This window comes from Solwaraspora sp. WMMA2059 (genome assembly GCF_027497315.1).
Classification (GTDB): Bacteria; Actinomycetota; Actinomycetes; order Mycobacteriales; family Micromonosporaceae; genus Micromonospora_E.
This window is the reverse complement of record NZ_CP114908.1, coordinates 779,957-801,767: the sequence shown is the minus strand read 5'-3', so window position 1 is coordinate 801,767 and position 21,811 is coordinate 779,957. Positions and strand designations below refer to the sequence as shown.

The window sequence follows — 21,811 nt, the reverse complement described above, 5'->3', positions numbered from 1 at the left end:
GGCTGACGCACCTCATTTCGCGTTTTGACGTGCGTCAGCCTCACCTCGACACGAGCACGTCAAGCTGAGGCGGGGCCGCCGTGCCGAAGGGCGGTCACGAAGCCGGTCCAGGAGTCGCCGGAGAAGGACAACACCGGGCCGTACGGATCCTTCGAGTCCCGCACCGCGACGCCAAGCGCACCAGAGACACCCTGGTCAGTGAACCCAACCACCCCGGGAAGCCCAGCCACCTCGACGCAGTTGGAGTTTGAACCGCTCCGACTCGACTTGCGCCACGTCCCGTCAGGCAGTTCGGCTGCGTCCATCCTCGCCTCGCTCACGCTCGTGTTCTCCCGCGAGCCGGGCCACCAGGTCGATCGACTCGGCAGGGCTCAGCGCCACCGTGAGCAGCCTATCCAGTTCCTCGCGAAAGAAGCTCACCTGCTCGGGCTCCTCCAGGAACAATCCGGAGATCTTGTGCTCAAGGTGCACAACCGTCCGATTACGGGGGAAGTCCAAGATGGCGAATGCTCCGTCCAGACCCGTGTAGCCACCAACCGACCACGGCACGACCTGCAGGGTGACGTTCGGGCGGTCGGCGGCGTCGACAAGGTGCCGTAGTTGCCGGCCCATCAGCCATGGACCGCCGAGCGGCCGACGCAGCGCCGACTCGTCCAGGATGGCATGCAGCGCCGGGGGTTCGGACCTCGCCAGAATGGCTTGGCGCCCAAGCCGAGCGGTAACTCTGGTCTGCGCGTCGGCCTCCGGAACGCCGCAGCCTTGCAAGACTGCCCTGGTGTAGTCCGGGGTCTGGAGCAGCCCCGGCACAAGCAGTGGCTCGAAGTCGACGATCGCCGACGCCTCGGCCTCCAACTGGATCAACGTCCGGGACTCGACCGGGAGACCACCCAGCACCTCCCACCAGCCGGGCTCGGAACGCTCCGACATGGCGAGCAGCCGCTGCCGTTCCTCACCGGTGACACCGTAGATGACCAGTAGGGACGCGACGTCCTCCAGCTTGCTGCCCTGCCGGCCGGTCTCCATCCTGGACAACTTCGACGCCGGCCAGCCAAGTCTCGCCGCCACCCCACGGACACTCAGCTTCCTACCTTGCCGCAGCGCGCGTAGTTCGCCAGCGAGGCCGCGGATGGCAATTGTGGGCGGCGTCGGCTTGGTCATCGAAATCCTCCTGTCCCAACCTCTTGACACGAGCCTAACCCTGTAGCCATGTTGTACGCAACGTTGCTCCTCAGCAAGCCACAGCATGAATGAGGTGAGCCAGTGATGTTGGTGAAGGTGCGGGCGTACGACCCGGCGGACAGCCCGGGACCGATCCCGTCGGTGATCGACCGCTTCCGGCCCGGCCCGGAGCTGCCCGAACAGCTCAGCGAGGCGGAGCACACCGCAGCCCGCTACACGGTCATCCTGGTGCCGCCGGAGGCAGCGGAGATCCTCGACCTCGGCCGGGAGAACCCGGGACTCAAGCTCTACCTGGACCACCACTGGGAGGCGGACGTATCCGACCTCGACGAGGCGGCGACGCTGATCTCCGAGCACTGCGGCAAGCCGGTCACGCTGGTCGAGCACCGGGCCGACCTCTGCTACTGGACGGCGTACGTGGAGCTGCCCTACGCCGACGGCGGGAACTGACGCGCCGCCCGGCAGGCTAACTGCGTACTGACGAACGGCTGCCGGGCTGGCCGTGATCGGCCAGCCCGGCAACGTATAGCTTGGTTCTTCAGGGCAACGGCGTGCGGTGGGCCCGAACGACGAAGTCGTGGATGGTCAGCTGGCGCGAGTCGTGGTGCACCTCGCGGGTACGGGACTCCGCCACAACCACCTTCCACTGCGCTTCGGGTAGAGAGCCGACGACGGCGTCCAGACCGATCGACGCGGCCTGTGGGGCGTGGGCAGCCGAGTGGGTGTCGGCGTGGTCGTGGCCGACGACCAGCAGCGTCCCGCCGGGGGCGACGGCGGCGGCCAGCCGTGCCACGAACTGGTCGAACGGCAGGTCGGGGTGGACGTACTGGCTGGTCACCAGGTCGTAGCGTTGCGACGGCTCCCAGCTGGTCAGGTCGGTGGTGAGCCAGGTGATCCGCTGCGCGACGCCCGGTTCCTGCTGCGCGGCAAGCTTCTGGGCGCGGCCGACCGCTGTCGACGAGGCGTCGACGGCGGTCACCTGCCAGCCCCGGCCGGCGAGCCAGATCGCGTCGGCGCCGGTGCCGCAGCCCGCGTCGAGCGCCGTACCGGGGGGCAGGTCCGCAACCTCGGCGACCAGCTGTGGTCCTGGCGAGACGTGTCCCGCCGGGTGCGCCTGATAGTGCTGCTCCCACCAGTCGGCACTGAACGCGGGATGGCCCGCGTGGGTCTCGTTGGTCATGCTTCGACGGTAGTGAGCCTTTCGGTAATCGGAAGAGTTCATGCGGTTTCCGCAAGAAGGTGCCGTACAACAGCGAGGCCCGGCAGCGGGGGCACCTAGCATGGTGGGCGTGTCAGGGGTCGAGCTTTCCGACGTGGTCCGGCAGCGCATCCGTGGCCTGCGGCAGGCGCGCGGCTGGAGTCTCGACTCCCTCGCCGCCCGCTGCCACCTGAGCCCGTCCACGCTGAGCCGCATCGAGACCGGCCACCGGCGGATCGGCCTCGACCAGCTCGTCGCCCTGGCCCGGGCCCTGGACACCACGGTCGACCAGCTCGTCGAGCCGGTCGACGATGCCGACGTGATCATCCGGCCGATGAAGCACCAGGAGCCGGGTCTGGCCACCTGGGTGTTGTCGCGCGGCTCAAGCCAGCCCGGCGGCAGCATGGTGGCGAAGATGCGGATCACTCCGGAGCGCCGTACCGGTCCGGGGCATCTGAGCGTGCACCCAGGGCGGGAGTGGTTCTTCGTGCTCAGCGGCACCGCACTGCTGCACCTGGGTGAGCGGCAGATCCCGGTCGGCCAAGGGAACGCGGCAGAGTTCTCCACGATGATCCCGCACTCCATCGGCGCGGTGAACGGGCCGGTGGAGATCCTCACCATCTTCGACCAGGACGGCGAGCGGGCACACGCGCAGTCGTCGGGAGACGCCCCAACCAGTTAGTCTTGCCATTACTGCAAGCCTTGGTGCCGATTGAGCAAGCCGGCGTTAGCTTTCCCGCATGACCTCTCCAAGCCTGTCTCCGCAGGTGTCCGCCGGGACGGAAGCCGCTGCGGCCGATTCCGACCCGACGATCCACGATCCGCGTCGACGCCGCGCCGTCCTCATCGCGGTCTGCATCGCGCTGATGGCGGTGATCGCCTCCGTATCCGGGCTGAACGTCGCCCAGCAGGAGTTCGCCGTCGCGTTCGGCGCTTCGCAGAGCACCGTCCTGTGGATCATCAACATCTACACGATCACCTTGGCCGCACTGCTGTTGCCGCTCGGCGCGGTCGGCGACCGGTGGGGCCGCAAACCCGTACTGCTCGCCGGGCTGGTCGTCTTCGGGGCCGCCAGCGCCGCCGCCGGCCTCGCCACCTCGACCGAGATCATGATCACCGCACGACTGCTCAGCGGCATCGGCGCGGCGATGATCATGCCGATCACCCTGGCCGTGATCACCTCGACCTTCCCGGAGAAGGAACGGTCCCGGGCGATCGGTGTCTGGACCGCCGTCGCCGGTGGCGGCGGCCTGCTCGGGATGTACCTGTCGGCCTTCCTGGTCGACGTGGCGGACTGGCGCTGGCTGTTCGCCCTCCCGGTCGCGCTGGTCGTCGTGGCCGCCGGCCTGACGATCCGGTACGTCCCGAACTCCCGCGAGGAGTCGGACCACCCGTTCGATACCGTCGGTTCGCTGTCGTCGGTGCTGGCCGCCGTCGGGCTGATCTTCGTCCTGCACGAGGGTCCGGAACACGGCTGGACCGCGCCCGCCACGCTGGCGGGTCTGCTCGTCGGTGTCCTCGGTGCCGTCGTCTTCGTCGCCTGGGAGCTGCGTCGGCGCGCGCCACTGCTCGACGTCCGACTGTTCCGCCACCGGGGGCTGTCCAGCGGCTCGGTGGCGCTGCTCGCGGTGTTCGGCGTGCAGGCCGGCATCTTCGTGGTGCTCTTCCCGTACTTCCAGGCGGTCCTCGGCTGGTCCGGGCTGCGTTCCACGCTGGCGATGATGCCGATGGCCCTGCTGATGATGGTCGCCTCCGGCCTCGCCCCACGGCTGGCCGCGCTGGTCGGTGCCCGCGCCACCATGGCGACCGGGATCTTCCTCGGCGGCGCGGGCCTGGCCCTGATGGCCGGCTTCGTCTCCGTCGACGGCGGCTACCTGTCGGTGCTGCCCGGCATGCTCGCCATGGGGCTCGGCATGGGCCTGTCGATGACCCCCTCCACCGAGGCGATCACCAGCGCCCTGCCCCGCGCCCGGCAGGGCACCGCGTCCGCGCTCAACGACGTCACCAGGGAGTTCGGTGCCGCGCTCGGCGTCGCGCTGCTCGGGGCGATCGTGTCCGCCGGCTACCGCAACGCCGTCGGCACCCGGCTCGACGAGCTGGCCGTCGACGCGCCCGACGCCGCCCGGGAGGGCATCGCCACCGCTCTCGCCGCCGCCGACGACGCCGGCCCGTACGCCGACGAGCTGGTCCGGGCCGCACAGCAGTCGTTCGTCGACGGCTGGCAGCAGGCGATGTGGGTGGGCGTCGGGGTGATGGTGCTCCTGTTCGGCTACGTGCTCGCCCGGGGTCCGCAGCGTCGGCCACGAGCCGAGCAGCCGGAACCGTCGCCAGGGGATCCCACGAAGGACGCGGTCGCCGGCTGAACGCGCTTTGCGTCAGGTCGTCGTGCTGGTGGTTGGTGCCCATGGTTCGTCTGGGCGCCAACCACCAGATTCACCGAACGCTCGAACTCAGTCGTTTCGGTTGCCACACTTGCTGCACATGTTTCGACTGCCCTCCCGGAGGTGATCATGACTCTCGCGGTCAGTCCGGTCACGCCTGATCCGCAGTCGGTCGAGGTGGCAGCTGAGGCGCTGACGCGGGTGCAGGCCTACCTGCGCACCCACGAGGAGGCTGCGGCAGCCGTTCGACTCGTGGAGGACGGCGCTGGCGACACACTCGTGGTGCCCCGTGGAGCCATCGAGTTGTTGGCGCGCGTTCTGGCCCACATGGCTAACGGCCACAGCGTCTCGGTCGTTCCGGCTCACGCGGAGCTGACAACTCAGCAGGCAGCCGAGCTGCTCAACGTTTCCCGCCCGCATCTGATCGGCCTACTGGAGGCGGGTGAGATCCAGTTCCGCAGGGTGGGCACCCACCGGCGGGTACTCGCCGGATCACTGCTGGCGTACAAACACCGGGACGACGCCCGCCGTCGTGCCGCAGCCGATGAGCTGACCCGGCTCGCCCAGGAGATGGACCTCACCTGAGTCATGACCTTCGTTGTCATCTTCGACGCGAGCGTGTCGTACCCGAGCACGCTACGGGATCTACTGCTGCGAATCGCCCAGTCAGGTCTGGTCGACGCCAAATGGACCGAGCAGATTCTTCAATGAGGTTTCGCCGCCCTACGCCGGCAGCGACCAGACCTCGACGAGGCCAGACTCGCACGGACACGAAGGTTGATGGGCACTGCGGTCCGGGACTGGAAGATCACCGGCTACGAGCCGCTCGTCGACTCGCTCAAACTGCCCGACCCTGACGACCGTCACGTGCTTGCCGCCGCGATCCGGGCGCGGGCTCAACTCACTGTCACCGGCAACCTCCGACATTTCCCCGCCGATGAGCTGACCGGCTGGGACATCGGCCCGAAGTCACCTGACGAGTTCGTTCGCGACCAGATCAGTCTAGACCGCAGCACGGTACACGCCGCGGTGCAGCAGATCGCCGACTCGTGGCGCAACCCGCCTGGGAGCTTCGACGACGTACTTGACCGCCTCGAGAGATCCGGACTCGGGGTCAGCGTCGCCGAACTGCGCGCTCGGCGGTAGCGGCGAGGCGCCCGGATCACCAGGTGTGGCCGGTGATTCGTTCGTAGACCTCGACGTAGCGGGCCCGGGTCATCTCGACGATGTCGGCCGGCACCTGCGGGGCGGGCGGGCGCTTGTCCCAGCCGGTGCCGGCGGCCCAGTCCCGCACGTACTGCTTGTCGAAGGAGAACTGGGGGCGGCCCGGCAGGTACGCGTCGGCCGGCCAGAAGCGGGAGGAGTCGCTGGTCAGCACCTCGTCGGCGAGGACCAGGGTGCCATCGGGGGCCCAACCAAGCTCGATCTTGGTGTCGGCGACGATCAGGCCGCGTTCGGCGGCGAGCGCCGCGCCGCGCCGGTAGACGTCCAGGGTGATCTGCCGCAGCCGCTCGGCGGTCTCCGCGCCGACCTGGGTGACGACGTCGGCGTACGTGATGAACTCGTCGTGCTCGCCGACGGGGGCCTTGGTGGTCGGGGTGAAGATCGGCTCGGGCAGCCGGGACGCCTCGACCAGGCCGGCGGGCAGCGCGATGCCGGAGACCGAGCCCGACTTCTCGTACTCCTTCAACCCGAGTCCGGTGAGGTAACCACGAGCGATGCACTCGACGGGCACCATGTCGAGGCGGCGGCAGCGGATGGCCCGGCCGGCGAACTCGGCCGGTACGTCGGTGGCGGAGACGACATGGTGCGGCACAAGATCGGCGAGCTGCTCGAACCACCACAGCGACAGCGCGGTGAGCAGCTTGCCCTTGTCCGGGATCGGGGTGGGCAGCACCACGTCGTAGACGCTGATCCGGTCGGAGGCGACCAGGATCAGGTCGTTGCCGTCGGCGTACACGTCCCTGACCTTGCCCGAGTGCAGCAGCTCCACGTCGGCAAGTACATCACGACGGCGGCCGGCGAAGACGGGTGCCCGTCCGCCCCGGGCTGGCGGGCGGACGGGCTGGCCAGGTTGGGGGCTCGATCCTGGCCGGCCGCCGCTTCGTCGGCGTTACCCGGGCCGACGAAGCGACGCGTACTGGCCCTGATACTCCTCAGGAAAACGCTTTCCAGTGGGACGAACGCTACGCGATCAGCCCACACACCGTCAATGCATCGACTGAGGAGGCGGCACGAACAGCCGGACGGCCCGTTGACACCCGACCTGGTCGCTTGTGTAAATGATCGGGCCGTAGACCGGCCAGCCCAGCCCTGATCAGGAGAAACCCGTGTCATCATCCGCCGTATCGACACGCGGAGCCGTTGCCCGAACACTCACTGTCCTGATGGCGGTCGCCATCGGACTCGGCGCCTGCGCCACCGACGACACCGGCGAGCCGACCGAGGACGGGCCGATCGAACTCTCCGTCTTCTGGTGGGGCGCGGAGCGCCGGGCCGAGCTGACCCAGCAGGCGCTCGACGTCTACGCCGCCCGCAATCCGGGGATCACCTTCAGAGTGACCTGGCAGGGCTACACCGGCTACTACGACAAGCTGGCCACCCAGGCCGCCGCCGGCAACACGCCGGACCTGTTCCAGATCGACGACAACTACCTGACCGAGTACGCCGAACGTGACGTCGTACTCGACCTCACCCCCTACGTCGACAGCGGCGAGCTCGACCTCTCCGGCTTCCCTAACAGCCTGGTCCAGTACGGACAGATCGGCGGACGGACGGTGGCGGTCGCCGCCGCCGCGAACACCCCGGCGATGGTGTACAACAAGACGCTGCTGGCCGAGCTCGGTGTCGACGAACCGACGATCGGAATGACCTACCCGGTGCTGATCGACTGGGCCAGCCAGATCACCGCGCTCACCGACGGCGAGGTGGCCGGCACGATGGACCCGTCGGCCGACTACAAGGCGCTCTGGCTCTGGCTACGTAGCAACGAACTCGAGCTGTACCGGGGACGGCAACTGGGCTTCGAGGTCGACGACCTCAAAGCCTGGTTCGACCTGTGGCAACAGGCCCGCGACGCGGACGCCACCCCGAGCGTCGAGCTGATCAGGGCGGCGAACAACGGCAACGCCACCCAGCAACTCGTCGTCACCGGTGACGCGGCGACGTCGTTCATGTGGTCCAATCAGCTGGCTGAGCTGCAAAAGCACACCACCGCCGACCTCGGCGTGGTCGCCTATCCAGGCGACCCGGAGGGCCAGTGGGCGCGGGCGTCGATGTACTGGGCGGGATTCCGGGGCACCCGGCACCAGCAGGAAGTGGTGGACCTGATCGACTTCCTGGTCAACGACCCGCAGGCTGGCCGCATCCTCGGCACCGAGCGCGGCCTCAGCTCCAACCTGAAAGTCCGCGAGACGGTGCAGGCGACGCTCGCCGACGAGAAGATGCAGGCGTCGGTCGCGTTCGAGCAGCAGATGTCCGATCTGTTCGGTCCGGCACCGGTGCCCCCGCCGCCCGGCCACACCACGGTCCGGACACTACTGGTCACGGCGGCGGAGAGCGTACAGATCGGCGCGGCGACCCCTCGGCAGGCGGCCGAGGAGTTCGTCGCACAGGCCAATGCGGTGTTGGCGAACAGCTGACCGGGCCACGAAGAGTGAGGTCGGCCGACCACCTGGGTCACCAACAGGCGGGACAGGCGTAACAACCAGTTACATTGGTCGACGTCACGCCGTTTCGACCGTACCGTCAGCATGGGAGGTCCCCCATGCCGGAGGATTACATCGGCCTGCGGGTCGCGCGGTGGCGTGACATCGCCGGCATGACGCAGCAACAGCTCGCCGCCGAGATCGGGGTAAGCCGCGAGTACGTTTCCATGATCGAGAACGGCAAGCGCGCGGTGACCAAGAGGTCCATGCTCATCGCGCTCGCCACCGCGCTCGGGGTCTCTACGATGGACCTCACCGCGCAGCCGTACCTGCCCCGGTCCCGCAACGACCTGGCGCTCTACGCCGCCGTACCGGCGATCCGCAAGGCGATGGACGACGACGAGCCGGCTGCGGCCCGCCCGGCGGCGCTGCTCGCCGCCGAGGCCGACCGGGCGATGCGGGCCCGGATGGCCTGCGACAACCCGACCCTCGGCATCCTGCTGCCCCGGTTGATCGCCGAGATCCGCTCCACGGCCAACGCCGACGAAGACCCAGTCGCACTGCGGATCGCGGTGCAGGCCCTGGTCACCGGTTCGCTGGCGCTCAAACCACAGGGCCACGTCGACCTGGCGATGCGGCTCGCCGAGCGCGCCGTCCGGGCGGCGCAGCTCGCCGACGACCCGGCCTGCGTCGCCGCCGCCGACTACGCGCTGGCCCAGGCGGTCCTGGCCACCGGGCTGCGGAAGCGATCCTGGACGTTGGCCTGCGACGCCGCCGAACGAATCCAACTTCACACAAGTACGGACGAAGGCCGCGCGTGGTACGGCATGCTGCACCTGCACGCCGCGCTGTCCGCCGCCAGCCTAGGTCAGCACGACGTCGCCGAAACGCACATCGCCGAGGCCGCCGACGTCGCCCGGCGTACCGCTGGTGATCCGTGGCGGATGGAGTTCACCTCGGCGAACGTCGCGGTGTGGCGGGTCGGGGTGGTGCTGGAGAACGGCGAGCCGGGCCGCGCCCCGGAACTCGCCCGCAAAGTGGACCAGAGCGCGCTGCGGACCCCGCAGCGCCGGGCCAGGTTGCACATGGACGCCGGGCGCGGGTTCCACGCCGCCAAGCGCAACGAAGAGGCGGTACGGGCGTTCCTGCGGGCCGAGGCGATCGCCCCGCACGAGACCCGCAGCCGGGCCACCGTCCGGGAGATCATCGCGCACATCGTGCGGGACTCGTCGCCCCGTAGTGGCTCCGACGAGCTTCGGCAACTCGCGGTACGGATGGGAATCGATCCACTCTCGCCAGAGGATCATTCGACGTAACCGCTCGTTACGCAGAATCCGCTTGCAGTCTCGTACCGTCATGAGTACGGGGTGCGGTGCCGGGTGTCAGTGGAGAGCCCCCGGTGTCGCACCCCGGCTTCCGGGTCGCACCTGTGGCTCCGCTCGGCGGTCCCCTGTTGCGCTCGCACCGTCGTGAAGGACTGTCGTGGAGGGAGGGACATGGTCTCGTACGACGAGTACCTCTTCGCCGTCGCGGCGACACTGGCCCGCCGACACCGGCCACAGTGGTCGTGGCGCCGGTGGCGGCGGACCTGCCGGTGTGGCGCTGAACTGCCCTGCCGCACCCTGCACCGGGTGCCGATCAACCGGGGCCACTGGCCACGATGAAGCTCCGCCGTCACCGTCCGGTCAGTCGGTAGCCGACCAGACCGGCACCGACCACCAGCAGCCCTACAGCGGTCAACGCCTGCGCCACACTGGCACCGCCACCGCCGGCCGGCTGATCGGCCGGAGCCGCCGGTGGTGCCGGCGCGAGCACCGCGTTGGTCGCGATCAGCGACGGGGCGGGCCGCTCAGCACCCGGCCCGGTGTCCGACCACTCGTAGCTGTCGCCGTCGACGCACCGCTGCACCGCCGGGAACCAGAAGGTCTGCCCGGCCGTCCCGGTCAACCGGACCAGCACCGAGAACTCGGCGACCCCGGCGGCGATCTGCTCGGCGCTGATCGCCGGCCCGGTCCAGCTGACCCGGCCGGGGGTGACCTCGGCAGCCCACCCGGGCGGCTGTCCGGTCGTCGAACCGGCGATCGCCCCGGCCGGCATTTCGACCACCAGCTCGTCGGTGTCCGCGTTGTCGCAGCCGTGGTCGAAGGTGAAGGTCAACGTGGTGGCACCGGCACCGTTCGGGGCCGCGCCGGCCAGCTGGGTGTGGGCCGCCGCCGGCGCCGCCGACCAGAGCGTCACCAGCGCCGCCGGTGCCAGGCCCAGCAGCGCCGCGCCGAGTAGTCCTGCGGCACGTCGTCGGAACCTGTTCATCGGATCTCCACCGGAATAATCGCGATCGGGCTGTCGAACCGGGAGGTACGCGCGTTGACGGTGACCTCCCAACTGCCGGGCAACGGGAAGTCGGCGACCGCCTCGTAGCTTCCGGGGCCCGTCTGGGCGAGCCGGCGCTCCAGCGGCCCGACCCCGGCTTCGGGCAGCGTGACAGTGACCGTCGGCGGCGTGACCGGCTCCAACGGCTGCCCGGCGACGTCGAACAGCGCCAACTCCAGCGCGTTGATCCCGGTGGCACCCGGGGTTATCCGGATCTGCACCCGGCCGTCGCCGAGCGCGGCGTCCGCGACGACGGCCTGCTCAACGGAGCTGGTACGGCCGTCGGCCGAACCGGTGGCGGCGTTGTCGGTCTCGGAGGCCCGGTTGGTCGGGTCTCGGGTGACCAGCACACCGGTGACGGCGAGCACCCCGACCAGCAGTACCGCCTCCGCCCGGACGGTGCGGCGCAGTGAACGCAGGGCGGCGGCCTCGGTGTCAGGTCGGCGGGTACGCGGCACCAGCAAATAACGGTTCCAGCCGGCGATTCCGACGAGCACCGCCACCGCCGCGACCTTGCCGAGCAGCACCAGCCCGTACGTGGTGCCGAGCAACGCCGACCAGGAGCCGACGATCCGCCAACCGAGCAGGACTCCGGCCACCGCCAGCAGGGCGACCAGCAACGCGGCGGTCTGGGAGAACGCGGCCACGACGCCGGCCCGCTGCGTGGCCGACGGGGTGTCGGTCCGCCGGGACAGCAGGTGACCCAGGCCGAGGATCCCGCCGAGCCACACCGCGGCCGTGACCAGGTGCAGCAGGTCGCTGCCCAGGGTCAGCCAGGCCGGGCCGAAGCTGCGGGTGTGGCCGACCAGCGCCGACGCGCCGAGCGCCAGCCCGGCCCCGGCGAACACCGCTACACCGGCCGGGCGGCGGGCCGCACCGGCACCGCCGCTGCCCAGCCTGGCTCCGACCAGGACCGCGAGCACGCCGGCGGCGGTGAGTGCGGCGGCCAGGCCGAGGTCGGACAGGTAGCCGGTCCGCCAAGGCGCCGGGCCGGCCAACGCGCCGACGTCGGCCGCGTCCTGCCATGCGGTGGTGACCGGCGGCATCACCGCCACCGCGACGAGGGCGACGACCCCGAGCCCGACCACTGTGGGCAGCTGTCGTCGACGCGCCGGGATCGGCAGGAAGGACAGGCCGAACACAGCCAGCCCGGTGCCGCCGAGCACGCCGACGTACAGCAGCGCCTCGGTGGCCGGGCGGAGCACCCGCAGGGCGAGGTCCGGCTCGGTGACCGGGATCGCGACGCTGCCGGCGGTGGGTGCGCCGATCGCGAAGCTGAACCCGCCGGCCACCGGGTGGCTGTCCGCGGAAACGACCCGCCAGCTGACCACGTACGTGCCGTCGGCCAGGCCGGTCGGCAGGTCGATGACGACGGTGCTGTCCACCGACCTGGCGGTGACGTCGATCGTGGACCCGCCGGCGTCGAGCACCTGCACGCCCTCGGCGCGGATCTGGACCGGCTCGTCGAAGGTCAGGGTGACCGACGGCGGCGCCTCGGCGAGCAACGCGCCGTCCGCCGGATCGTTGGTCAGCAGCGTGGCGTGCGCGGCGGCCGGGCCGGCCCCGGCGAGCGCGAGCAGCAGACCGAGCAGGCTTCCGGACAACAGTCCGGGTACGGCGAGCAGCGCGGCCCGCCGTACCCGGTGCGGCGACCACACCCCTATGTGGTCTTCCGGGTGCGCTGCAGCGCCAGGCCGCCGGCGGTGAAGCCGAGCAGGCCGAGGATCAGGCCGATCCAGCCGACGACGGAGCCGCCGTCGCTGGTGGTGGAGCCGGCGGTGGTGAGCTCGGTCGGCTCGGCGTCGTCGGCGGGCTCGTCACCGGCGGCGGTGCCGTCGGCGTCGGCGGCGGTGATGACGAACGAGGGTGCCGGGTAGTCCAGCTCGTGGCTGTCCTGGCCGTCCGCCGGCACCTGGGCCCAGGCGGTCTCGCCCTGCTCGCAGGTCTGGATGGAGGGGAAGACGAGGGTCTCCCCGGCCGCGTCGGGCAGTCGCAGGGACAGCTCGAACACGTCCCGGTGACCTTCGGGCAGTGGGGTCTTGGCGGTGTAGACGATCTCCGCGACCCGCTCGGTGAGCTCGTTGCCGTGGCTGTCGGTGACCGGCGGGTCGAGGGTGGCCATCACCTTCTCGACCGTCCAGCCCTGATTGATGGTGGGTGTCACCGAGTTGATCTGGTCGGGGATCTGGATGGCCACCTTGGTGGTGGCCGAGCCGTCGCAGCCGTGCGGCACCGACACCGTCAGCACGGTGTAGGAGTCGGCGGTGGTGACGGTGGGGGTGACGGTGACGTGCGCCGCCGCCGGGGAGCCAGCGAGCAGGATGGCGCCGCCGGCGATGGCGGCGACGGCACCGGACCGGGCGACGCGACGAAGGGTGGAGTGCATGGACGGGTTACCTCTCGATCATCGGGCCGCCGAGGGTGCCTCTGGGCGGGAGCTTGGTGGATTGGTCGGCCGCCGATGCCGGTTGGTTCCCGGCGGTCCCGATGATCCGGCAAGAGCTGATCGTCACCCGGGTCCGGGGCGCTGGTCCCGACTCTGGTCGCCGTCGCGGCCGGAGGGCTGGTCGCCGTCGCGGCCGGAGAGCTGGTCGCCCTGAGCCGGCGCGCGCCACATCGGCCAGATCGGCGGGCCGTCCGGCAGCTGGACCGGTTCGGCGGCGACGTACCCGTGCCGAAGGTAGAGGCCGCGGTTGCGCGGCGTGGTGGCCTCCAGGTACGCCGGGGTGCCCGAGGCGTCGAGCTGCCGGTGCTGGTGGGTCAGCAGGGCGGTGCCAACGCCCCGGCCCTGCAGCCAGGGTGTGACCCCGAGGTACGCGAGATACCGGTGCGGCCGGTCCGGCCGGTGTCCGCTGAGGATGCCGTGCAGGGCGGCGACGCGGTGCTGCCAGATGCCGGCGGCGAGCATCATTCGACGCTGGTGGACGGTGATGTGGTTGGCCGACTCCGGCTGATCACGCTGGTACCAGATCGCCACCCCGGTGAACGGTCCCGCCACGTACACGTCGGCACCGGTGTCGATGGCGTGTTCGAGTTCGATGGTGAACAGCGACCGGAACGTGGTGACCCGGGCGTCGATGTCCCCCACCAACCACTGGGAGACCGGTGCGATCAGAAACGCCTCGGTGAGCAGCGTCGCCGCCTGAGGGATGTCGTCGTGGGTGGCGGCCCGGACGGTCATGGCGGGTGTGGTCGCGTTCATCGGCACGCTCCAGGAGGGTGAGTGTGGGTGGAATGGAACAGGTGGAATGAAACAGCTGGGTCGCGCGGTAGAGGGACTGCGCGGTAGGAGGATCGTGCGGGTGGCAGGTCGTGCCGGCCCCGGCTGGCCGACTCAGGCTCAGGTACGCCCGCTCAGCACAGCGTTGCCGACCGCCGCGCCGGTCCGGCCCAACAGGTCGCGCAGCGCAGGCCGCAGCGCCCGTAGCAGGACATCGAGGTGACGGGCCACCTCGGGTTCGGCACCGTCGAGCAGATAGGCGTCCAGTCCGGTCGCCGCAGCCAGTCCGGCAAGGAACAGGTCGGGCTCGTCGAGCGGTTCCATCCGGCGCAGCCGCAGCGACAACCGCGCCCACGGCCAGGCCGCGAGGTTGATGTCGACCGGTACGTAGATCGTCCGGGTGCGCATCAGCCGGCGTACCTGCTCGGGTCGGACGACCCCGGCGGCAGTCAGCCGCTGGGCGACGTGGTCCGGGGCCCGCTCCGACAGAACGGTCAGCCAGACCCGTAGGCTGGTGTGCTCCGGCTCGTCGAGCAGCAGCCGCAGCGCGGAACGACCGAGCGCATCGGCTGGCGCCGCCGGATCGACCACCCAGACGTGACCGGCATCGACGGCGACGGCCTGCGCGGTGACCAGCTCGGCGAGGACCGCGCTGGCCAGACCGAGCCCGACCGCCCGGGGGTGCAGCCGGGCGCGACCGGTGACATCGTGGTGGGCAAGCAGGAAGAACTCATCGGCGAGCAGCGGCACCGTCGACCACCACCTGCTCGGCGGGCGGCGGCTGGATACTGGCGTGTTCGCCGACGGCGGCCCGCCGCACCGCAGCGACGCTGACCAGCGCCTGTTGGCAAGGTGGATGGTCGGGTCGACAGTCGACGTGGTGGCCGTCGACCCACACCCACTGCCCGCCGTAGCTGCGGGCGGAGCCGATCCGGACGTAGGTGATCAGCAGATCGAAGGGCTCGCCGGGCACGGGACCTCGCCCGTACTGCCACTCGGAGACGGCGAATCGGAGCACCGTACCCGGCGGCAACTCCGGAACTTCCACGTTCTTAACATTGTAGGTCATATATATCGATCCAGCCGGAATCATCGGACGCGCCACCGGGGGCACGCGTCGCCATCCGGAGCACGGCAGGCGATCCGGACGTCGTTTTCTCTAACGTGAAGATCCAGGTCGGGGAGAGCGCTTGGCGGACATTGGTCACGTGGACCAGATGAATTCCAACTCGTCGGCTGCACCACCGATCCGAACCTCGGAGAGCACCTCCCGGAACGCCGAGGAAAGATCCCCGACGGCGGTGCCGGCCAACAGATCCGGATGATGAGCCGCCACCGCGTTGAACACGAGACGTTCGACGGTGAGCGCGTCCACCGGGCTCAGCCGGCAGCCGCACGGGGCACCGTACACCCAGCCATTGAGCCTGGCCATCGGGATCATTTGCCGTTCGCAAGTTGCACAGAAGAGCAGACCGGCCAGTGGTGACGGATAGCCACCGGGCGACGTATTGAGAGCGCCGACCCGAGCATCATTCAGCTCAGCACCGTCGGTGATCTCCCAGCGCGTGCCACGGCTTTTCGCCATCGCGAACTCCTCACCCTGGGACACCATCGATTGACCGCCATCGGCGGACGCAGATCGAGTCTGCCAGGGTACCCACAGTGGTGCAACGCTCAACGCGCCGGTGAAACCGCGCCGAGAGTTTGAAAACCCCGAAACAGCTGCGGGTTCACCTTCGTCGACTCCTCGGAGGTCGTCCGGAATCCGGATGGCAGCGCCCCGATCGGCCCCCACCACGACGCCGACCAACGAGGACGGTGGACGCGCCGGCCGATGCCGAGACCGGCGGTCGTCCGATACGCTGGTAGGTCCCACGCCTCGCGCGGGTGATCCCGGTGGCCGACGGGATCCCTCCCCATCACCGTCCCGTCGGCCACCGCCACCGCTGCGATGGCCGGTCGCCACCACCGCCGTCGCCGACCTTGATCGACAATGGCACGATCTCCGCCATGGATCACGGGCACGGCAGACTCGAACTGTCCATCGGATACCCAACCAGCCGGCCGACCCGGCTCGCGGTGCTGTCGGTACTGGGCGTCGGGCTGGTCACCGCCGGGTGCTGCCTCGGCAGCCTGCTCGGGCTGGTGGTCTCGGGCGGCGGGGACGAGCCGACCCTGCCGGTGCTGCTCGGCACCGGTCTCGCTCTGGGGGCGTCCGCCGGTATCGGCCTGCCGATCGCCCGGGTCGCCCGGACCGGGGCGTGGCTGTCCGGCACCCAGCTCACCGTACGCGGACTCGCCACCCGCACCGTCGACCTGCGTACGGCCGAGACCGTGACGATTTCGCTCGGCTCCCCCGCGACCACCGATGCGGAACCGAACAGCGGCACGGAACAGAACAGCGGCACGGAACAGGACAGCGGCGGCGGCGCCGCCAGCACCCCGGTGCTCACCGTCAGCGGCCCGGACGGCACCGTCCGGCTGCCGCTGCGCAACCGGGAGGGCACCCTGCTACCCGCTGCCGAGATGATCGCGCTGGCCCGGGCGTTCTCCGCCGCTTCCTGCCCCGGCGCACACGAGGCCGCCCATCTCCTGCACACCATGGACGCCGATCCGAGGGCCCTGCTGCTGTGACCGCCGGCCGGCGGGTTTGCCGGCCGACGGAAGTGGTAACCCGGAAAGGGTGAGGCAGTTGGCGAGCAGGAGGGGGGCACCATGACCGAGGGGTTGGCGAAGCTGGTCAGGATGAGCGACGCCCACGAAATGGTCGCCGATCCGGCCGAGGACATTCGCGGCCGAAAGGTGTGCGACGCGGACGGCAACGACATCGGTAAGGTCGACGACCTGCTGATCGACGAGGCAGAACACAAGGTCCGGCTGCTGCGGGTCGAGCACGGCGGCATCCTCGGTCTCGGGGCCACTCCGTCGTTCGTCCCGGTCGACGCGATCGTCCGGATCACCGACGGCGTCGTGCACATCAACGAGTCGAGTGAGCGGGTGGCCGGTGCCCCGGCCTACGATCCGGAGCTCGTGTCACAGGACAAGTACTACGAGGAGCTGTACGGCTACTACGGTTACCCGCCGTTCTGGGGCGTCGGGTACGTGTACCCGGGCTACCCGTTCTACCGCTAGTCGGCACCGGATCGGGTCGGGGCAACGTAGGCGCTTCGGCGCCGTAGCGGCGTACGCCGGGGTCGGTCAGGCATGGAAGTACAGTCGATGCCGGTACGTGCATCAGCTCGGTACTCTCTGCGATACGCGATGGGCTCGTCCGCAGCCCACGTGTCGTCGCCGAGTGACTCGGGAGCAGCAGATGAGCCTTCTCTACCGAGCCATTTGGAAGGACTGCACCGAGGAATCCGACCAGCGGGCCGTCGTGGAGCTGGCACACGAGAGTTTCAGCCGGTGGGCACTGGACGATCCTGATGCGACACCGATCGACCTCGGTGAGACCGTCGTCGGTGACAAGGTGCTACACCTGCGCGTCCTCGACAGCGACGACATGTACGGGATCGAGGCTCAGTCCCGGGTCAGCCAGGGATCAGCCATCTGGTCGGTGACCCTGCGCGCTCTCGCCACCGGCAGCGCGGTCCACGTCTGGGTGGATCTTGGCATGGAAACGGACGAACCGTGCCAGCCGGTTACCGTCGGCCCGCCCCGCGTCGTCCACGACCTGCTGGCCCTGTCCAACCGGCCGTCGCTGGGGGTCACCGACATCGTCTCGCTCCCTGTCCGGAATCCTCGGGGCACCTCACTGCCCGCACCATTGCAGACCTTGACAATCCTCCCCGCCCTGAAGGGACGGGGATTCCCTGGGTCGCCCCAGGGGGTTCCTGCTTCACCGACGACCGCCCCGTCCGAGAGGAGGACTCCCGGCGAGGTCTCACACCGCCTCCACAGGCAGTCACGGAGAGCCCCTCCGCGAGAATGTTCCGGGCCGCGTTCACGTCCCGGTCATGGGCCTGCCCGCACCGGCAGGTCCACGACCGGACCGCCAACGGCAGGTGTTCAGCCAGTACGCCACAGCCCGAGCACAGTCGGGTCGACGGGAACCAGCGGTCCACGACCACCAGATCCCGGCCGTACCAGTCCGTTCTGTACCCCAGCATGCTGCGGAACTGCCGCCAGCCCGCGTCGGAGACGGCGCGGGCCAGACGGTGACTGGCCATCATGTTGCGGACGGCCAGGTCCTCGATCACGATCGTCTGGGTTTCACGAACGAGCCGGGTGGTCAACTTGTGCAGGTGGTCGCGGCGGCGGTCGGCGACCCGGGCATGAACCCGGGCCACCGACAGCCGGGCCTTGGCCCGGTTCGCCGAGCCTTTGGCCCTGCGTGCGAGGTTCCGCTGGGCCCGGGCCAGCCGCCGCCGGTCACGGCGTTCATGTCCCGGGTTGGGGATCTTCTCCCCGGTGGACAGGGTGAACAGGCTGTCGAGGCCGGCGTCGACCCCCACCACGGCGGCGGTGGTGGCCGGGGCCGGTTCGATCCGGTCGTCGCAGAGCAGGGAGACGAACCAGCGGCCCGCCGGGTCCTGCGACACGGTCACCGTCGACACCTCATTGAGGAACGCGAGGTCGTCGGTCTTCTTCCACCCGGTCAGCATCGCCGACGTGGCGTTGTAGGTGACCCGTTCCCGACGCAGGGTCCACGCCTCGGTGCGGGCGGCCAGCGGCCATGTTGTAGACCAGCCGGACACAGCCGAACGTCCGGGCGAGCTCGGCGGCCTGCCCGGGGGTGGGGTCGAAGCGGTACCTGAACGCCCGCTTCACGGTCCTGGACACAGTCCACAGTCTAGCGATTCGGTCGTGAGCCGTGGGGTCGCGTGTGGGGTGGACGCCGATCCGCCCCGGCGACGGACCGGCTTTCCCTGCCCTGCTCCGCCCGGGCCCGGGCCACGCCCTGCTCCACCGCCGCGCCCGCCGACTCACCCACCGCCGTCGCGGGCTCCTGCCCGACCGCCTCGGGTGCCCGCTGCGCCGACCCGCCGGTTGCCAGCCGCAAGATCCGGTCCGCTTCCCGCTCGAGTGGGTCGGTGGTGGAGCCCACCGCAAGCTTCGCCTGGATGATCGCCCTGGTCTGCCGGTTGCCGTACCGGCGCTGCAGGTGGTGTGCCGGGTTCGATGCCGGACGCAGGGCAGGTGCACCGCTGCCACGGGCAGCACCCGGCGTACGGCCAACGGGTTCATGTTGGTGCGAGTGCATCAGGACAGCCACCGCCCTTCGAGCCTCGGCGGCCGGGAGCCGCCGGGCAGATCATGATCGCCTATGTCCGCACCACAGTAGCGAGGAGGCGTCTGTCCACCATCTGCCCGGCAGACTCAGCCGCCGGACGGCTACCCGAGTGGTCGCCAGCCGTCCCGGTATCCGACCGGGCCGGCCACCCCCGATGCCGGGCGCTGCTCGCCGTGCCGGGCGCCCGGCACCGGCCCGGTCCGGATCACCGCCGGACGTTCGACCAGTACGCAGGTCCGCTCCCCCGGCCACCACCAGCCGGCGGACCGGGCCAACGTCGCCCACTCGTCGAGCTGAGTCTCGTCGGCCCGCCGGTACCGGGCCAGCCCGAGCCGGCGCAGCACGTCGTAGTACGCCACCCAGTGCGCGTCCTGCTGGCCGTACCAGGCGGTCGGCACGGGCTGTCGCCCGACGGCCGCGAGTGCCGCGCGGACCGGTAGGGAGAAGCCGTCAACGAGGCTGGTCCGCAGCGCGTCGCGGACCCCCTGCTGCAGGACGACCCGCAGCGGTACGCCGGCCGCGAGCGCCTCGATCGGCGGCAGCACCGGCCATTTCGATCCGGCACCGTCCTGTTTCTGGCCGGCGTCCTTCTTCCAGGCGTCCTTCTTCCGGGCGTCCTTCTTCCGGGCGTCCTTCTTCCGGCCGGCCTGTGGTGGGGTCAGGTCGGGATGGTCGGCGGCCGCGTCCAGGGCGCTGCGCAGCCGGGACAGCCCGGCGGCGATGTCGCTGGCTAGTGGGGGTTTCCCGGCCGGCTGTCGAGCTCTGATCCACTGCTGGAGCAGGTCGTGGGTGGGCAGACCGGCCAGCAGCGGCAGTGCCTGACGTGGTGAGTCGACCCAACGGAACCGGGGTCGACGACGAGAGTGCCGGGCATAGATGCGGGACAGGATGTCCTCTGTGGTGGCCCGGCCGGCGGGCGCGGTGTCGAGCCCGTGGTCGAGCCATTCGCGCCGGACGGGTTCGGCCAGCCGCCAGTAGGCGACGAGCCGATCGGAAGCTGGTGCTGGGGAGGTGGAGCGGGCGGCGTCACGCCGCGCGGGCGCGGTCACCGCGCGAGGGCGGTTCCGCCCTTCCGGTAGGAAGTGATCATGTCCACCATGGTGGCGGATCTGGCCACCGACCGCAACCGGCCTGCCCTCTTCGGCTGGCCGCTTCCGGTCAGCCGGCGAACTGCTGCCACAGGTAGTAGAGCGCGAACCAGGTGAAGAAGACCACGGCGGCGACCACCAGTGCGGTCGCGGCCCACCCGGCGCGCAACGCGCGTGGCATGGTCCGCCGGTTGAGCCACAGCACGAGTCCGGCGACCAGCGGGATGTGCACGGCCTCGATCGACCCGGCGAGGGTCAGCAGGGCGACCGGATTGCCGAAGATCAGGAACACGGCGTACGGCAGGGTCGCCAGCCACACCACGACGGCGGTCCGGCTGATCACCGCCGGGCGGGCCAGGCTGTGCTCGGTGAGCCGTTCCGGCAGCACACGCCGTACGCCGTCGGTGTAGAGCCGCTGCCACCCGTCGATGTTGGTGAGGGTGGCGGTCCAGAACGCCGAGACCAGTCCGACGACCATCAGCCAGAAGCCGACGCTGCCGAACACCTCGCTGAACAGGCGGGTCAGGTCGCGGGCGACGTCGGCTTCGGCGGGCACGATGCCTTCCGGCCGCAGCAGCTCGGCGCCGAGGATCAGGAACGCGACGGTGATCAGCGCGACGCCCACCACGGCGAACGTCGAGTCGAGGGTCATCGTCCGCAGCCAGCCGCGTACCCGGTCGATCTGGTGGCTGTCGAGGTCCCGTGGGTCGCGGCGGTCGGCCGCCGCCACCCCGGCGTGGCCGATGCCCTTGGCGGTGATCCAGTACGAGTACCACATCAGTCCGGCCGCGCCGTTGGACAGGAAGCCGAGCCAGGGCAGGATCTCGGCTACCTGCAGATCGTCCGGCGGCACCGGGACGAACCCGGCGGCGGCCTCGGTCAGGTCCGGCCCGACCTGGATCGCGGCGACGACCGCGCCGAGGGCGAGCGCGATGCCGAGGACTCGGGACACCCATTCGACGCCGGTGTAGTGACCGACCAGCACCAGCCCGGCGGCGGCCGCGAGGACCGCGCCGGTCCAGGCCTGGATCGGACCGGGTACGGCGAGCGCGAGTGCGCTGCCGGCGGCGCTGGCGATCCCGGCGATCGCGGCGATCCCGACGACCAGCTGCGGCACCAGGATCAGCCAGATCGCCCAGCCGGCCGGGCCGGGCAGGCCGGCCAGGCCGGTGAGCAGCCGGCGGCCGGTGACGACGCTGTAGCGGCCGATTTCCCGGGTGACGAAGAGCTTGAGGACGAGTACGGCGACCAGCGCCCACATCAGACTGTAGCCGTACTGGGCTCCGACCCGGGGAGTGAACAGCAGTTCGCCGGTGGCGAGGGCGGCGAGCGCCCACAGCACGCCGGGGCCGATGTAGCGGAATCGGCGCCAGCCGGTCGGTGGTTCGGGTACGCCGGTCGACCGCTGCGGCGCGGCCTCGGTGACCTGGCTCATGCCATGTCTCCTTCGGGGGTGGACTCGTCGGGTCGATGCCACTGCCCGAGCCGGTACCCA

General features: G+C 70.3%; 26 protein-coding genes. 11 read left to right on the top strand and 15 right to left on the bottom strand.

Annotated elements, in window-relative coordinates:
* Nucleotides 1-59 precede the first annotated feature (59 nt).
* Nucleotides 60-305 (bottom strand): DUF397 domain-containing protein, encoded by a 246-nt coding sequence (locus O7553_RS03655; protein WP_281555451.1) that lies wholly within the window; start codon nt 303-305, stop codon nt 60-62.
* Nucleotides 283-1,158, bottom strand: a complete 876-nt coding sequence (locus tag O7553_RS03650) for a helix-turn-helix transcriptional regulator (protein WP_281553470.1) — start codon at nt 1,156-1,158, stop codon at nt 283-285. Before O7553_RS03650 ends, O7553_RS03655 begins: the two co-directional genes overlap by 23 nt.
* Before the next feature lie 105 nt (nt 1,159-1,263).
* On the opposite strand from O7553_RS03650, the gene O7553_RS03645 reads away from it, so the two are divergent.
* Nucleotides 1,264-1,629: a hypothetical protein gene (locus O7553_RS03645; protein ID WP_281553469.1), complete on the top strand. Its 366-nt coding sequence runs from the start codon at nt 1,264-1,266 to the stop codon at nt 1,627-1,629.
* A gap of 88 nt (nt 1,630-1,717) precedes the next feature.
* On the opposite strand, the gene O7553_RS03640 is transcribed toward O7553_RS03645, so the two are convergent.
* Nucleotides 1,718-2,359, bottom strand: a complete 642-nt coding sequence (locus O7553_RS03640) for a class I SAM-dependent methyltransferase (protein WP_281553468.1) — start codon at nt 2,357-2,359, stop codon at nt 1,718-1,720.
* Nucleotides 2,360-2,459: 100 nt separating this feature from the next.
* On the opposite strand from O7553_RS03640, the gene O7553_RS03635 reads away from it, so the two are divergent.
* From O7553_RS03635 to O7553_RS03615, 5 genes are all read left to right on the top strand, one after another.
* Nucleotides 2,460-3,059, top strand: coding sequence for an XRE family transcriptional regulator (locus O7553_RS03635; RefSeq protein WP_281553467.1), 600 nt, complete (start codon nt 2,460-2,462; stop codon nt 3,057-3,059).
* A gap of 58 nt (nt 3,060-3,117) precedes the next feature.
* Entirely contained in the window at nt 3,118-4,740 is a 1,623-nt protein-coding gene (locus tag O7553_RS03630; RefSeq protein ID WP_281553466.1) for an MFS transporter, read from the top strand.
* Nucleotides 4,741-4,887: 147 nt separating this feature from the next.
* Entirely contained in the window at nt 4,888-5,343 is a 456-nt protein-coding gene (locus O7553_RS03625) for a helix-turn-helix domain-containing protein (RefSeq protein ID WP_281553465.1), read from the top strand.
* Between the two features lie 3 nt (nt 5,344-5,346).
* Nucleotides 5,347-5,469, top strand: coding sequence for a hypothetical protein (locus tag O7553_RS03620; protein ID WP_281553464.1), 123 nt, complete (start codon nt 5,347-5,349; stop codon nt 5,467-5,469).
* Between the two features lie 69 nt (nt 5,470-5,538).
* Complete coding sequence (locus O7553_RS03615) at nt 5,539-5,904, top strand: hypothetical protein (protein WP_281553463.1); 366 nt, start codon at nt 5,539-5,541, stop codon at nt 5,902-5,904.
* A 16-nt stretch (nt 5,905-5,920) separates the two neighbouring features.
* Here O7553_RS03615 and O7553_RS03610 read toward each other — a convergent pair whose 3' ends face one another.
* Complete coding sequence (locus tag O7553_RS03610) at nt 5,921-6,751, bottom strand: phosphoribosylaminoimidazolesuccinocarboxamide synthase (RefSeq protein ID WP_281553462.1); 831 nt, start codon at nt 6,749-6,751, stop codon at nt 5,921-5,923.
* A 394-nt stretch (nt 6,752-7,145) separates the two neighbouring features.
* On the opposite strand from O7553_RS03610, the gene O7553_RS03605 reads away from it, so the two are divergent.
* From O7553_RS03605 to O7553_RS03595, 3 genes are all read left to right on the top strand, one after another.
* Nucleotides 7,146-8,399, top strand: a complete 1,254-nt coding sequence (locus tag O7553_RS03605) for an ABC transporter substrate-binding protein (protein ID WP_281553461.1) — start codon at nt 7,146-7,148, stop codon at nt 8,397-8,399.
* Nucleotides 8,400-8,524: 125 nt separating this feature from the next.
* A complete protein-coding gene (locus O7553_RS03600) occupies nt 8,525-9,721 on the top strand; it encodes a helix-turn-helix transcriptional regulator (protein WP_281553460.1) in 1,197 nt (398 codons plus the stop codon).
* 180 nt (nt 9,722-9,901) lie between these two features.
* Nucleotides 9,902-10,069, top strand: a complete 168-nt coding sequence (locus tag O7553_RS03595; RefSeq protein ID WP_199757933.1) for a hypothetical protein — start codon at nt 9,902-9,904, stop codon at nt 10,067-10,069.
* A 10-nt stretch (nt 10,070-10,079) separates the two neighbouring features.
* On the opposite strand, the gene O7553_RS03590 is transcribed toward O7553_RS03595, so the two are convergent.
* The 7 genes from O7553_RS03590 to O7553_RS03560 form a co-directional block, all read right to left on the bottom strand.
* The gene (locus O7553_RS03590; protein ID WP_281553459.1) at nt 10,080-10,715 is read right to left on the bottom strand and encodes a DUF1775 domain-containing protein; all 636 of its coding nucleotides are present in this window, start codon (nt 10,713-10,715) and stop codon (nt 10,080-10,082) included.
* Nucleotides 10,712-12,433 carry a copper resistance protein CopC gene (locus O7553_RS03585; protein ID WP_281553458.1) on the bottom strand — a complete coding sequence of 574 codons (1,722 nt, stop codon included), beginning with the start codon at nt 12,431-12,433 and terminating at the stop codon, nt 10,712-10,714. The genes O7553_RS03590 and O7553_RS03585 overlap by 4 nt, the downstream gene beginning before the upstream one ends.
* Before the next feature lie 2 nt (nt 12,434-12,435).
* A complete protein-coding gene (locus O7553_RS03580; protein ID WP_281553457.1) occupies nt 12,436-13,161 on the bottom strand; it encodes a YcnI family protein in 726 nt (241 codons plus the stop codon).
* 123 nt (nt 13,162-13,284) lie between these two features.
* The gene (locus O7553_RS03575; RefSeq protein ID WP_281553456.1) at nt 13,285-13,977 is read right to left on the bottom strand and encodes a GNAT family N-acetyltransferase; all 693 of its coding nucleotides are present in this window, start codon (nt 13,975-13,977) and stop codon (nt 13,285-13,287) included.
* A gap of 138 nt (nt 13,978-14,115) precedes the next feature.
* Nucleotides 14,116-14,745, bottom strand: coding sequence for a GPP34 family phosphoprotein (locus tag O7553_RS03570; protein WP_281553455.1), 630 nt, complete (start codon nt 14,743-14,745; stop codon nt 14,116-14,118).
* Nucleotides 14,726-15,043, bottom strand: a complete 318-nt coding sequence (locus tag O7553_RS03565; RefSeq protein WP_281553454.1) for a hypothetical protein — start codon at nt 15,041-15,043, stop codon at nt 14,726-14,728. The genes O7553_RS03570 and O7553_RS03565 overlap by 20 nt, the downstream gene beginning before the upstream one ends.
* 156 nt (nt 15,044-15,199) lie before the next feature.
* Nucleotides 15,200-15,805, bottom strand: coding sequence for a hypothetical protein (locus O7553_RS03560; RefSeq protein ID WP_281553453.1), 606 nt, complete (start codon nt 15,803-15,805; stop codon nt 15,200-15,202).
* Nucleotides 15,806-16,005: 200 nt separating this feature from the next.
* On the opposite strand from O7553_RS03560, the gene O7553_RS03555 reads away from it, so the two are divergent.
* Together O7553_RS03555 and O7553_RS03550 are read left to right on the top strand one after the other, a co-directional pair.
* Complete coding sequence (locus O7553_RS03555; RefSeq protein ID WP_281553452.1) at nt 16,006-16,629, top strand: hypothetical protein; 624 nt, start codon at nt 16,006-16,008, stop codon at nt 16,627-16,629.
* A gap of 81 nt (nt 16,630-16,710) precedes the next feature.
* A complete protein-coding gene (locus O7553_RS03550; protein WP_281553451.1) occupies nt 16,711-17,127 on the top strand; it encodes a PRC-barrel domain-containing protein in 417 nt (138 codons plus the stop codon).
* Between the two features lie 575 nt (nt 17,128-17,702).
* Here O7553_RS03550 and O7553_RS03545 read toward each other — a convergent pair.
* The 4 genes from O7553_RS03545 to O7553_RS03530 form a co-directional block, all read right to left on the bottom strand.
* Complete coding sequence (locus O7553_RS03545) at nt 17,703-18,692, bottom strand: transposase (RefSeq protein WP_281553450.1); 990 nt, start codon at nt 18,690-18,692, stop codon at nt 17,703-17,705.
* A gap of 95 nt (nt 18,693-18,787) precedes the next feature.
* Nucleotides 18,788-19,198, bottom strand: coding sequence for a hypothetical protein (locus O7553_RS03540; RefSeq protein ID WP_281553449.1), 411 nt, complete (start codon nt 19,196-19,198; stop codon nt 18,788-18,790).
* Nucleotides 19,199-19,329: 131 nt separating this feature from the next.
* Nucleotides 19,330-20,277 carry a DUF6745 domain-containing protein gene (locus tag O7553_RS03535; RefSeq protein ID WP_281553448.1) on the bottom strand — a complete coding sequence of 316 codons (948 nt, stop codon included), beginning with the start codon at nt 20,275-20,277 and terminating at the stop codon, nt 19,330-19,332.
* A 109-nt stretch (nt 20,278-20,386) separates the two neighbouring features.
* Nucleotides 20,387-21,751, bottom strand: a complete 1,365-nt coding sequence (locus O7553_RS03530) for an Nramp family divalent metal transporter (RefSeq protein WP_281553447.1) — start codon at nt 21,749-21,751, stop codon at nt 20,387-20,389.
* Nucleotides 21,752-21,811 lie beyond the last annotated feature (60 nt).